The following is a 12,031-nucleotide window of genomic DNA, read 5'->3' as shown; positions in this document are numbered from 1 at the left end:
GCTTTGGACAGGTGGATTGTTAGGCCGGGTCTTCCAGACTGAACACGTCGGCATCCTCGTCATAGGCGAAGAGTTCGCCGAAGCGGCCCCACAGCGTCACCGTCTTCAGCGTCTCGTCGGCGAAGTCGGGGGACATATGGTCTTCCAGCTCGTCGCGGAAGCGACTGGCCGAGGCGCGGTGCGAGCCGCGCTCGTCGAGGATGCGGCGGATATGCTGCGCCAGCGGCACATGGGTAAGCAGCGCCTGGCCGAACATCGCCTTGCGCTGGTCGACATCGGCCTGGGCATAGCGCCGCGCCTCGGCGGTGAGCACCAGATCGGCGCCGCGCAGATCGGCGAAGCGCAGCAGCTGCAGCGTTTCCGCCATCGGGAAGAGCTGGTCGATCTCCAGCCCCAGGCTGTCGGCCAGCTCGGCCATCGCCGCGCTGCCGTCGAACGGGCTCGCGTCGACTTCCTCGATCAGGCCCGACAGGCTGTTGGTCGAGACCTGCGGCAGTACCATGCCGATGCCGGTGCCCGGGAACAGCCCGTCCTTGTGCGGCTGGCCCGCGGACCGCTCGGTCATCCGCGCATAGATGGCGTCGACCATCGCGCGAAATTCGGGATCGAGCCGGTCGCGGGGCTGGGGCAGCTTCACCTCGATCTCGGCGGCGACGCGGCCGGGGTTGGACGAGAACACCAGGATGCGGTCGCACATCAGCACCGCCTCCTCGATATTGTGGGTGACCAGCAGCATCGACCGGATCGGCATCCGCCCTTCGGACCACAGGTCGAGCAGGTCGCTGCGCAGCGTCTCGGCGGTCAGCACGTCGAGCGCGGAGAAGGGCTCGTCGAGCAGCAGCAGCGCCGGATCGACGACGATCGCACGGGCCAGACCGACACGCTGGCGCATCCCACCGGACATTTCCTTGGGGTAGGCGTTCTCGAACCCGTCCAGCCCGATCAGGTCGATCGCGGCGAGCGCGCGGGCGCGGCGCTCGGCGGCGGGCACCTTGCGCGCTTCGAGGCCGAGCTCGACATTCTGCTGCACCGTCAGCCAGGGGAATAGCGCGAAGGTCTGGAACACCATCGCGACATCGGGGCTGTCATCCTCGCGCGGGGCGAACGTCACCGCGCCCTGATCAGGCTGGATCAGCCCGGCGATCGAGCGCAGCAGCGTCGACTTGCCCGATCCCGAACGACCGAGCAGGCCGACGATCTCGCCCTCGTGCAAGGTGAGCGAGACGTCGTCGATGACCGGCTTCGCCCGGCGGGCGCCGTAGTGATGGGTGAGCTGTTCGACCGAGACCAGCGGGCGGCGGAGATTCTGGGTGGCCATGGAAGGGGGCTCCTCAGGCAAGACGCAGGCGGCGTTCGGCGAAGCGATACATCGGACGCCAGACGAGATGGTTGAAGGCGAGCACGAAGGCCGACATCGTGGCGACGCCCAGCGCGACGCGGGGATAGTCACCGATCGCGGTCGCCTTGGCGATGAACGCGCCCAGGCCGGGCGCTTCCAGCCGTTCCTGCCCCCACACCACCACTTCGGCAACGATGCTGGCGTTCCACGAGCCGCCGGACGCGGTCAGCGCGCCGGTGACGTAGAAGGGGAAGATGCCGGGCAGCGCCACCTGCCGCCACCATTGCCAGCCCTTCACCCCGAACATGCTCGCCGCCTCCCGCAAGTCGTTCGGGATCGCGCTGGCACCGGCGATGACGTTGAACAGGATGTACCATTGGGTGCCGAGGATCATCAGCGGCGAAAGCCACACCGCGGGGTTCAGCTTGCAGGCGACGATTCCCATCACCGCGAAGGGGAACAGGATGTTCGCCGGGAAGGCGGAGAGGAACTGCGCCACCGGCTGCAGCCGTTCGGCCCAGGCAGGGCGCAGGCCGATCCACACACCGATCGGCACCCAGATCAGGCTGGCCAGCGCGATCAGCACGACGACGCGCAGCAGGGTCAGCAGGGCAAGGCCCAGCGCGGTCGCCGCATCGGACCAGTGCAGCGCGTGCGCGACATATTCCACGAGGGTCCAGCCGCCGGCGGCGAGGGTGACAAGTACCAACCCCCGCCACAGCCATTCGCCGGCGGGGCTCGCCTCGCGCCGTACCGGGCGCGCCCGACGCGCGCCGCGATCGAGCGTCAGCAGGAGCCGGCCGAGGGCGCGAAAGGGGGCGAACAGCACGGGCAGCATCCGGGTCGACCGGAACAGGTCATAGGCCCAGCTCCGCGGCCGATCGCCGCCGCCGGTCTGTTCGAAGCGGAAGCGATCGGCCCAGGCGACGACGGGGCGGAAGACGAGCTGGTCATAGGCGAGGATCACCACCGCCATCATGCCGACGGCCTCCCAGATCGCGGTGAAGTTCTGCCGCTCGATCGCCAGCGCGAGCCACGATCCCAGACCCGGCAGCGCGATCGAGGTATTGCCCACCGTGATCGCCTCCGATGCCACGACGAAGAACCAGCCGCCGGACATCGACATCATCGCGTTCCACACCAGCGCGGGCGTGGCAAAGGGCAGATCCAGGCGCAGGAAGCGACGGATCGGCGATAGCGCAAAGCCTTGGGCAACCTCCTCCAGATCGGCGGGTATGGTGCGCAGCGACTGATAGAAGCTGAACGCCATGTTCCAGGCCTGGCTGGTGAAGATCGCAAAGACCGAAGCAAGCTCGGCGCCGAGCACCTCGCCGGGCAGCAGGCCGAGGAAGAAGGTGACCGTGAAGGTGAGGAAGCCGAGGATCGGCACCGACTGGAGGATGTCCAGCGCCGGTACGATGATCTGCGCGGCGCGCCGGCTGCGCGCGGCCAGTGTCGCGAACACGAAGGTGAAGGCCAGCGAGGCGAACAGCGCCGCGAACATGCGCAGCGTGGTGCGCAGCGCGTACCAGGGCAGGTTGGCGGGATTGAGCGTGACGGGATCGCGGACAAGCGCGTCGATCGGCTCGATCGTGCCGCCGATGCCGCGCAGCGCCAGCACCAGCCCGGCGGCGAGAAGCACGAAGGCGATCAGGTCCGCGCGGTTCGGCGCCAGACCCAGCCAGGTACGGGGAGACGCGCGGAGCACGCGCGCATGAAATCGGATCTTGGACATGAACTACCTCGTCTCGAGCCGGGCGCCGTGCGCGGGGCGAAACGAGGGCGAGAACTCAGCCCTGGTCGCGCTCGCGCAGCGGCGCCAAACTTCGACTGCCGTCGCTGGGCATTGTGGTGAAAACCTTTTGCTGCAGCCGCGAAGATGAGTCGCGGCCAAGCCGCCGGTGCGCGATCCCGGCGGCACTGTCAATCACGGTGTCGTATCGACGCGGAACGATCATTTCCGCGTCATCTTGCTCAGCCGCGGAACAGCCCCCCGAGTACGCCGCGCACGACCTGGCCGAGCATCCCGCCGCCGCCCTTGCTGCCAAACACCGCCTTGCTGACTTCGTTCGCGACCGCGCGACCCGCCGCCGAGGAGGCCGAGCGCGTGGCGGAGCGAATGGCGCGGTTGAGCGGGTTGTTCGCCGCCTCGCGCTCGGCGGCAATGCGGGCGCGTTCCTCTTCCTTGGCGCGGCGGGCATCTTCCTTCGCCTGGGCGGCGGCGGCCTTGGCGGCGGCGTCCTGGGCCTGGGCTTCTGCGGCGGCAGCGCTGGCCTCGGCGCGCTTCGCGGCGATCAGTTCCTCGGCCGACTCGCGATCAATCGCGACGTCGTATTTGGCGCCGATCGCATCGGTCTCGACCAGCACCTTGCGCTCGTCTGCCGCCAGCGGACCCACGCGCGAGGCGGGCGGGCGGATGAGCGTCCGTGCGACCGGAGCCGGCGATCCATCCGCCTGCAGCAGCGACACCAGGGCCTCGCCCACTGCCAGCTCGGTAATGGCGGTCGCCACGTCGAGGCCGGGGCTGGCGCGGAAGGTCTCGGCGGCAGCACGGATTGCCTTCTGGTCGCGAGGCGTGAAGGCGCGCAGCGCGTGCTGGATGCGGTTACCAAGCTGCGCCGCCACGTCCTCGGGAATGTCGATCGGGTTTTGCGTCACGAAATACACGCCGACGCCCTTGGACCGGATCAGCCGCACCACCTGCTCGATCTTCTCGAGCAGCGCCTTGGGGGCATCGTCGAACAGCAGATGCGCCTCGTCGAAGAAGAAGACGAGAACCGGCTTGTCGGGATCGCCGATCTCGGGAAGCGTCTCGAACAGCTCGGACAGCAGCCAGAGCAGGAAGCTGGCATAGAGGCGCGGGCTCGCCATCAGCTTGTCGGCGGCGAGGATGTTGATCACGCCGCGGCCGCTGTCGTCGTGCGCGAGGAAGTCCTGGATGCTGAGCGCGGGCTCGCCGAAGAAATGGGTGCCGCCCTGGGTGCGCAGCTGAAGCAGCTGGCGCTGGATCGCGCCGACGCTCTGCTTCGAGACATTCCCGTAGGTGGTGCTCAGTTCCTCGGCCCGCTCGGCGCAGTGGGCCAGCATCGCCTGGAGATCATCCAGGTCGAGCAGCAGCAGCCCTTCGGCATCGGCGACGTGGAAGGCGATGGTCAGCACGCCCTCTTGCACCTCGTTCAGGTCCATCAGCCGGGCGAGCAGCAGCGGCCCCATTTCGGAAACCGTGGCGCGGATCGGATGGCCCTGTTCGCCGAAAAGGTCCCAGAGCTGGACCGGCATCGCCTGATACTTCCAGTCGCTGTCGCCGATGGCCTGCGCCCGGGCGGCGAAGGCCGCATGCGGTTTGGCGAGCGGCGATCCGGCCATGCCGAGGCCGCCCAGATCGCCCTTCACGTCGGCCACGAACACCGGCACGCCCGCAGCCGAAAAGCCCTCTGCCAGTCCCTGCAGCGTCACCGTCTTGCCGGTGCCGGTCGCGCCCGCGATCAACCCGTGCCGATTGGCGCGGCGCAAGTTGAGCGCGATCCGCGCGTCCCCGGCTGCACCCACGAAAAGGCCCGTCTCTTCCGCCATTTCCTGCTCCTTGTGTGGGGAGCAGGCATAGGGAAGAAACGGGCCCTGGTCAGCCGCTTTTAGGGCGATCAGTTGCCGGCGATGCCGACCGGGATGTAGTTACCGACATTCTTGCGCTGGATGAACAGCACCACCTGCTTGCGGCCGGCGGCCTTGGCGGCGGCGACGATCTTGCTGAGGTCCGCGCCGGTACGCACCGGCTGCTGGTTGGCCGATACGATCACGTCGCCACGCTGCAGGCCCTTGCCGGCGGCATCGCTGCTCGGATTGACGCCCAGGATCACCACGCCGCCCATCGAGGGGTCTACGCCGATCTGGCGCGCGATCTGCGGGGTCAGCGGGGTCACGCCGACGCCGAGCGCGGCGGCGGGGCCGGTCGGCGAGCTGCCGTCGTCGCCGTCGTCGCCCTGCGCCCCGTCCTGATCATTGGGGTCGAACTGTGCGAGCTGCTCTTCCGGCGGACGCGTGGCGACGGTCACATTGACCGTCTGACGCTTGCCGTCGCGGATCAGCTCCACCGGAATGCGGGTGCCCGGCGCGACATTGCTGACGATGTAGGACAGCGTCTGCTCGGGGGTCACATCCTTGCCGTTGACCCTGACGATCACGTCGCCCTGCTTGATGCCCGCCTTCTCGGCCGGCTGGCCCGGTTCGACCCGTGCGACCAGCGTGCCGCGGTCCGACGGCAGGCCGAAGCCGGCCGCGAGGTCCTTGGTCAGGTCCTGCATCGCGATGCCGAGATAGCCGCGCGTGATCGTCTGGCCCTTCATCAGCTTGTCGATGATCGGCTTTGCCTCTTCCGCCGGGATGGCGAATCCGATGCCGACATTGCCACCGGTGGGCGACAGGATCTGGGAGTTGATGCCGATCACGTTGCCGTTCAGGTCGAACATCGGGCCGCCCGAATTGCCGCGGTTGATCGAGGCATCGGTCTGGATGAAGCGGTCATAGGCGCCGGTGCCGGTGACGCGGTGCGTCGCCGAGATGATGCCGGCGGTGACGGTGCCGCCCAGGCCGAACGGGTTGCCGATCGCCAGGATCCAGTCGCCGACGCGCGCCCGGGCCGAGTCGCCAAACTTGACGAAGGGCAGCGCGGTGCCGTCGATCTTGAGCACTGCAAGGTCCGACTGCGCATCGTGGCCGATCAGCTTGGCCTTGAAGTCGCGACCATCGGCAAGCGTGACGGTGATCGATTCGACCACGGCGCCCTGCGCGCCCGCCGAGATGACGTGGTTGTTGGTGACGACATAGCCGTCGGCCGAGATGACGAAGCCCGAGCCCAGCGACTGGGCCTCGCGGGTCACCGACTGGCCCTGGCCACCGCCGAACATCTCGAACGGCGTGCCGGCGAACGGGTTGGCGTTCACCTTCACGCGCTGCGTCGTCGAGATGTTGACGACTGCGGGCTGGAGGCGCGCGACGAGGTCGGCGAAGCTCATCGGCGCGCCGGCCTTGGGGGCCATCGCCTGGATCGTGCCCGGCTCGTTCTGCGCGGTTTGCGCGCCGGCGGGCTGGTTGAGCGAGAGTGCGGTGGCGGCGCCACCCAGCAGGATCGCGGTAGTCAAGGCGTAGGCGTAACGCACGGGGTCATTTCCTCTCGAAAGGAACGGTATTCGTCTCAAACCGCGCTTCTACCCAGCGCGGCTGAACCTGATTTGAATATGAACGGGCGGACAGGATCATCGTTGCCCGGTAAACTCCCGAAGATACGCATTGTTCGGCGACAGGATGATCTGGCTCTCGCCCTTCGCATCCGGGCGGAGGAAGGTCGTGCGATACGACTGCATCGCCCGGTAGAAATCGTAGAACTTCGGATCCTTGTTGAATGCCGCGGCGTAGATCTGCGCCGCCTGGGCCTGGGCGGTAGCGCGGATGATCTGCGCGTCCTTCAAGCCCTGCGCCTTGATCGTCTCCGCCTCCTGGCTGCGCGCGGTGGCCATGCGGTTCAGCGCGCTGGTGAGCGGCGAGCCCGAGGGCAGCTCGGTCTGCTTGATGCGCACGTCGACGATCTGCACGCCATACTGGCTGGCCAGGCGCTGGAGCGAGTTCTGGACATTGTCCATCACCTGCCCGCGTTCCGGGCTGAGCAGCGTGCTGGAGCGCCGCTTGCCCAGCTCGTTGCGGAGCGACGAGCGCAGCAGCGGCTGGAGCTGGTCGCGCAGCCGCTCCTCGGTGCCGACGGTCACCACCATCCGTAGCGGATCGGTGATGCGATACCGGGCATAGGCGTCGATCTCGAGCCGCAGCTGATCGGTGGACAATACGGGTTCGTCGGGCAGGTCGACGTCGAGCACGCGCTTGTCGACCCAAACCAGCCGATCGACGAACGGGATGCGGAACACCGGGCCGGCATTGGTGCGGCCGAAGCCTTCGCCGGTGCGATAGGCGTTCACCGTGCGGTAGGGCTTTTCCAGCCGGAGGACGACGACCTGCTTGGTCTCCGGCACGATCGCCACGGTGCTCATCAGAACAATGAGCACCACGATGACGGCGACGACCAAGGCGATCGGATTGCGCAGCCAGGCGGTCACTTGGCGCCTCCCTGGGTCTGCGCATCGGCAGGGGCATTGCCGCGGCGAAGGGCCGGCAGCGGCAGATAGCTGTTCACCCCCGGTGCCTCGACGATCGTCTTGTTGGTGTTGGCCAGCACGGCCTCCATGGTTTCGTAATAGAGCCGGCGCTTGGTCACGTCGGGCGCGAGCTTGTACTGTTCGTAGATCTTGTCGAACTCGGCCGCCTCGCCCTGCGCCGCGGCGATCACGCGCTGGGCATAGGCATTGGCGTTGTTGCGGTTGGATTCGGCTTCCTGCTGCGCGGCGGTGACGGCCTTGAAGGCATCGTCGACCTGGCTCGGTGCCGCGGCCTTCTGGATGGCGACGCCCTGGATGCGGATGCCCGAGCCATATTCGTCAAGGATCTTCTGCATCGCGACCTGCGCCTCGGCCTCGATCTTCGATCGGCCTTCGCCGATCGCCTCGTTGAGCATGGTATTGGCGATGACTGCGCGCATTGCGCTTTCGGCGGTCGCGCGGACGGTGTCACGTGGTTCGGCGATCTGGAACACATAGTCCGAGGCGCTGCGAATGTCCCAGCGGACCGAATAGGCGAGGTCGACGATGTTCTGATCGCCGGTCAGCATCAGGTTCTCGCCGCTGTTCGGGAAGTTCTCGGTGCGGATATTGCCGACATCGACCACGTCGACCAGCTGGAACGGCGCGGGCAGGGTGAACTGGATGCCCGGGTCAAGCGTGCCCGAATAGCGTCCGAGGAAGGTGACGACGCCCTTCTCGCGCGGACCGATCGGGTGGATCGAGGTGTAGAGCACCCACACCGCGATCAGGCCGGCGAGGATCAGCAGCCACAGCCGCGCGCCGGTCGGCACGCCGGGAAGCCCGCCGCCGCCGCTGCGCGCGCGGCGCCAAAGCTCGTCGAGCGCGCTCGGCGAACCGGCGGGCCGGCTTCGGCGCCCCTCGGGTGGAACCGACCAGGGGTTGCGCGGGCCACCGCCGCTACCCTCGCCCTTGTCCGAGCCGCTGCCCCAGGGGCTTTTCGGCGCCTCGTTGTGGAAGGTGCCGGACAGCGCGTCGCGGCCAGAACTATTCACCATGCCGACCTTTATAAGCAGGGCGGCGCGGATTTACAGTGGCGTCGGACGATTGTGTACCTATGTGCCGCGGCATGACTGAACCGCAGGACCTTTCCGCCGCCCTCGCCCCCGTCTCCGCCGGTCGCGCCACGGTGCGCCTGGAAGGCGGCCGTGCCAGCGTGGTGCTCGACGTGACCGGACTCGCGCCCGAGACGCGCGACGCGCTCGAAGCCGAAGTGCGCAGCGCCGCCGCGGCGCTGCCGGGCGTCGCCGAAGTGCGCATTCTCCTTACCAGCGAGCGCCGCACCCGCCGAATCCTGGCCGTCGCCAGCGGCAAGGGCGGGGTGGGCAAATCGACCGTCGCCGCCAATCTCGCGATCGCGCTTGCCCGGCGCGGGCTCAAGGTCGGGCTGGTCGATGCCGACATTTACGGCCCCTCCCAGCCCAAGTTGCTGGGGGTCGAGGGCGTGAAGCCGCAGGCGCGTGACAAAGTATTGCTGCCGATCGAAACCCCGTTCGGGCTCAAGATGCTGTCGATGGGCGGCCTCGTCGCCGAGGGGCAGGCGATCGCCTGGCGCGGGCCGATGGCGGGCGGCGCGCTCGGCCAGATGGTCGATGCCGATTGGGGCGATACCGAGCTGCTCGTGCTCGACCTGCCCCCCGGCACCGGCGACGTCCAGCTGACGATGATCCAGAAGCACAAGCCCGCGGGCGCGGTGATCGTCTCCACCCCGCAGGACCTCGCGCTGATCGACGCGACCCGCGCGATCGACCTGTTCAACAAGGCCGGGGTGCCTATCGTCGGGCTGGTCGAGAACATGGCCGGCTATTGCTGCCCGCATTGCGGCGGCGTCTCCGATCCGTTCGGCAGCGGCGGGGCCGAGCGGGCGGCGGGCGGCCTGGGCATCCCGTTCCTTGCCCGCATCCCGCTGGCGATGGCGATCCGCGCGGCATCGGACGCCGGAACGCCGCCCGCAGCAGGGGATACGGAGTCTTCCGCAGTATTTGGTGCGTTGGCCGAGTCCGTCTATGAATGGCTAAAGAGGTGATGCATGCCGCTTACGCGTGACGAAGACATCCGCGCCCTGCTCGAGGAAACCCGCACCATCGCGATGGTCGGCGCGTCCGATCGCCCCAGTCGCCCCAGCAACGGCGTGATGCTGCTCTTGCAGCGGCACGGCTACCGCGTGATCCCGGTAAACCCGCGCATTACCGGCGAGCATATCTACGGCGAATTCGTCTTTCGCGAGCTAGACCAGATCGGCGTGCCGATCGACATCGTCGACATCTTCCGCAAGTCGGAAGATGCGGGGGCCGTGGTGGATGCCGCGATCGCAGCGGGCGCCAAGGCGGTGTGGATGCAGCTCGACGTGGTCGACCACGCCGCCGCCGCCCGCGCCGAGGCCGCCGGGCTCAAGGTGGTGATGGACCGCTGCCCGGCGATCGAGATCCGCCGCCTGGGCCTCGCCCCGGTCGCCGCCGCCTGAACGGCAAACGGGAACCCATCTTCCCGTCATCCCGGCAAAAGCCGGGATCCAGTCGCCTCTCCGCCGCAGCAAGCGCCGGAACCGATACCCCAATGGATCTCGGCTTTCGCCGAGATGACGGGGGGGAAGCGTCGGGCGATCTAGAGTGCCGCCAGCGCCTCGTGCAGCCGCGCCACGTCGCGGGCATCCTGGTAGAGGCCCAGCCCGATGCGCAGGACATCGCCGCGCACGTCGGTGACGATCTCGTCCGCCAGCAGGGCCTTCTGCCAGTCCGCCGCGTTCGGGCTGCGGAAGGCGACGAAGCGGGCCTGGGGTGCATCCGGCGCGGCGGGGTTGATCCGCTCGGCGTCGAGCGGGAAGCCCGTCAGCAGCTGCGCCCGCAGCGGCGCGACATGGGCGTTGATCGCCGCGGTGGTCAGCCCCTCGCGCGCCAGCATCTCGCGCACCGCGACGAAGCGGTAGAGCCCTGACGGATCGAAGGTCGCGCCGAGGAAGCGGCGGGCGTGCGGCGCATAGCCGATCCGGCCCGGCGGCAGCGCGAGGTCCTCGAACTCGGCATACCAGCCGGTGATCTCCGGCCGCGGCCCGAAGCCCGGCGGCGCGTGGAGGAAGCCGACGCCTTCGCCCGCCATTGCGTATTTGTACCCGCCGCCCACGTAGAACACCCGGTCCGCCACCGCCGAGAGGTCGGTCTCCACGGCCATGAACCCGTGATAGCCGTCGATCAGCACCCACGGCCCCTCGGGTCGCGCCAGTGCCGCCAACTCGGCGATGCCGTCGAAGACATGGCCGGTGCCGAACTGAACATGGCTCGCCACGATCAGGTCGAAGCCCCCCGCGCGAGCGGTGGAAACGATCTCGCCCATCGGTACCCGGGTCACCACCGCAGTGCCCGCCTCCTCCCAGCGCAGCGACTGGCGGCGGAAGCTGTGGAACTCGCCGTCGGTGGCGAGGATGCGCAGCGGCCGGCGCGGGGCCATCGCCGAGACGATCCGCAGCAGCAACTCGTGCGTGTTCGAGGCGAACACCACCGTCGACGGATCGGGCAGATGCAGCTCGGCGGCGACATGGGCCTGCGCGGCGGGCCAGATCTCGTCCATCACCCGGCCCCATTTGCGGTCGGCGAGCCGCGCGGCATCGTCCCACGCCGCCTGCTGGCCGAGCCACGAGGCGTCGGGCCAGAGGTGGTGGCTGTGCGCGGCGAAGTGCAGCCGATCGGGCGCGGCGGCCAGCGACCGCTGGAACAGGTGCTTGAAGCTGCTCACAGATCGGTCCTTAGCGACCAGAGCTCTGGAAAGGCGCGCTTGGCGAGCGTCGATTCGAGATAGGAGACCCCCGGCGTGCCCCCGGTCCCCGGCTTGCCGCCGATCACCCGGCTGACGGTGAGCACGTGCTTGTGCCGCCAGGTCGCCATCGCGTCGTCGATATCGACCAGCTTCTCGGCCAGCTGGTACAGGTCCCAGTGAAGATTGGTGTCGCGGTACACCTGGCCCCAGGCGGCGCGGACGGCGTCGTTCGGCTGATAGGGCGTCGGCCAGTCGCGGTGCAGCACGGCCTCGGGCAGGTCGAACCCGGCGGCGGCGAGCGCGGCATTGGCATCGTCCCACAGGCTCGGCAGCGTGGCGGCTTCGTCGGTCAGCGGCCCCGGCACCCCGCCGCCGCGCAGGCCCAGCATCGTCTCGACCGCGCGGAACTGGTCCGACTGGAAGCCCGAGCTGCCGCCGAGCACCGAGCGAAAGCGGGTATAGTCGCTGGGCGTCATCGTCGCGAGCACGTCCCAGCTCAGCGTCATCACCGCCTGGATGCGGCTCACCCGCGCCAGTCCCTTGTACGCCTCGATCAGCTTGCCCGCGCGGACCAGCCCCTTGGCGAGGTGCAGCTCGGCGAGGATCTGCTTGAGCCACAGCTCCTTGGTCTGGTGGATGATGATGAACAGCAGCTCGTCATGCCGGTCCGACCGCGGATGCTGGGCGGCGAGCAACTGGTCGAGGGCGAGATAGCGCCCATAGGTCATGCCTTCGGTCATGGGCGCGACGCTAGCAGCGG

The 12,031-nt window shown here is 68.5% G+C and carries 11 protein-coding genes; 2 read left to right on the top strand and 9 right to left on the bottom strand.

Going from position 1 to position 12,031, the window contains the following annotated elements; translation table 11 throughout:
- Window positions 1-19: 19 nt before the first annotated feature.
- From OIM94_RS11165 to hflK, 7 genes are all read right to left on the bottom strand, one after another.
- Window positions 20-1,318 carry an AAA-associated domain-containing protein gene (locus OIM94_RS11165; protein ID WP_264606805.1) on the bottom strand — a complete coding sequence of 433 codons (1,299 nt, stop codon included), beginning with the start codon at window positions 1,316-1,318 and terminating at the stop codon, window positions 20-22.
- Between the two features lie 13 nt (window positions 1,319-1,331).
- Entirely contained in the window at window positions 1,332-3,074 is a 1,743-nt protein-coding gene (locus tag OIM94_RS11160; RefSeq protein ID WP_264606804.1) for an ABC transporter permease, read from the bottom strand.
- A gap of 55 nt (window positions 3,075-3,129) precedes the next feature.
- On the bottom strand, window positions 3,130-3,297 hold the full coding sequence (locus tag OIM94_RS11155; RefSeq protein ID WP_264606803.1) for a hypothetical protein: 168 nt from the start codon (window positions 3,295-3,297) through the stop codon (window positions 3,130-3,132).
- A 16-nt stretch (window positions 3,298-3,313) separates the two neighbouring features.
- Complete coding sequence (locus tag OIM94_RS11150) at window positions 3,314-4,912, bottom strand: DUF853 domain-containing protein (RefSeq protein WP_264606802.1); 1,599 nt, start codon at window positions 4,910-4,912, stop codon at window positions 3,314-3,316.
- Between the two features lie 68 nt (window positions 4,913-4,980).
- Complete coding sequence (locus OIM94_RS11145) at window positions 4,981-6,495, bottom strand: Do family serine endopeptidase (RefSeq protein WP_264606801.1); 1,515 nt, start codon at window positions 6,493-6,495, stop codon at window positions 4,981-4,983.
- Between the two features lie 96 nt (window positions 6,496-6,591).
- Entirely contained in the window at window positions 6,592-7,443 is an 852-nt protein-coding gene (gene hflC, locus OIM94_RS11140) for a protease modulator HflC (RefSeq protein WP_264606800.1), read from the bottom strand.
- Window positions 7,440-8,519, bottom strand: a complete 1,080-nt coding sequence (gene hflK / locus OIM94_RS11135) for a protease modulator HflK (protein WP_264606799.1) — start codon at window positions 8,517-8,519, stop codon at window positions 7,440-7,442. The genes hflC and hflK overlap by 4 nt, the downstream gene beginning before the upstream one ends.
- Window positions 8,520-8,590: 71 nt before the next feature.
- Here hflK and OIM94_RS11130 point away from each other — a divergent pair, with 71 nt between their 5' ends.
- Together OIM94_RS11130 and OIM94_RS11125 are read left to right on the top strand one after the other, a co-directional pair.
- A complete protein-coding gene (locus OIM94_RS11130) occupies window positions 8,591-9,547 on the top strand; it encodes a P-loop NTPase (RefSeq protein WP_264606798.1) in 957 nt (318 codons plus the stop codon).
- Window positions 9,548-9,550: 3 nt separating this feature from the next.
- On the top strand, window positions 9,551-9,985 hold the full coding sequence (locus OIM94_RS11125; protein WP_264606797.1) for a CoA-binding protein: 435 nt from the start codon (window positions 9,551-9,553) through the stop codon (window positions 9,983-9,985).
- 140 nt (window positions 9,986-10,125) lie between these two features.
- Here OIM94_RS11125 and OIM94_RS11120 read toward each other — a convergent pair whose 3' ends face one another.
- Window positions 10,126-11,250 (bottom strand): aminotransferase class V-fold PLP-dependent enzyme, encoded by a 1,125-nt coding sequence (locus OIM94_RS11120; RefSeq protein ID WP_264606796.1) that lies wholly within the window; start codon window positions 11,248-11,250, stop codon window positions 10,126-10,128.
- Entirely contained in the window at window positions 11,247-12,011 is a 765-nt protein-coding gene (locus tag OIM94_RS11115; RefSeq protein ID WP_264606795.1) for a tryptophan 2,3-dioxygenase, read from the bottom strand. The genes OIM94_RS11120 and OIM94_RS11115 overlap by 4 nt, the downstream gene beginning before the upstream one ends.
- Window positions 12,012-12,031: the final 20 nt, after the last annotated feature.

The sequence above is a fragment of the Sphingomonas sp. R1 genome (assembly GCF_025960285.1).
GTDB lineage: Bacteria > Pseudomonadota > Alphaproteobacteria > Sphingomonadales > Sphingomonadaceae > Sphingomonas.
Note: the sequence above shows the minus strand (reverse complement) of the source record. Positions and strands in the feature narration are given on the sequence as shown.

What these genes read in the sequence shown, in the direction of transcription:
- OIM94_RS11160 (WP_264606804.1), bottom strand. Translation starts at nt 3,074, where the DNA reads ATGTCCAAGATCCGATTTCATGCGCGCGTGCTCCGCGCGTCTCCCCGT.
- OIM94_RS11165 (WP_264606805.1), bottom strand. Translation starts at nt 1,318, where the DNA reads ATGGCCACCCAGAATCTCCGCCGCCCGCTGGTCTCGGTCGAACAGCTC.
- OIM94_RS11115 (WP_264606795.1), bottom strand. Translation starts at nt 12,011, where the DNA reads ATGACCGAAGGCATGACCTATGGGCGCTATCTCGCCCTCGACCAGTTG.
- OIM94_RS11125 (WP_264606797.1), top strand. Translation starts at nt 9,551, where the DNA reads ATGCCGCTTACGCGTGACGAAGACATCCGCGCCCTGCTCGAGGAAACC.
- OIM94_RS11130 (WP_264606798.1), top strand. Translation starts at nt 8,591, where the DNA reads ATGACTGAACCGCAGGACCTTTCCGCCGCCCTCGCCCCCGTCTCCGCC.
- OIM94_RS11155 (WP_264606803.1), bottom strand. Translation starts at nt 3,297, where the DNA reads ATGATCGTTCCGCGTCGATACGACACCGTGATTGACAGTGCCGCCGGG.
- OIM94_RS11150 (WP_264606802.1), bottom strand. Translation starts at nt 4,912, where the DNA reads ATGGCGGAAGAGACGGGCCTTTTCGTGGGTGCAGCCGGGGACGCGCGG.
- hflK (WP_264606799.1), bottom strand. Translation starts at nt 8,519, where the DNA reads ATGGTGAATAGTTCTGGCCGCGACGCGCTGTCCGGCACCTTCCACAAC.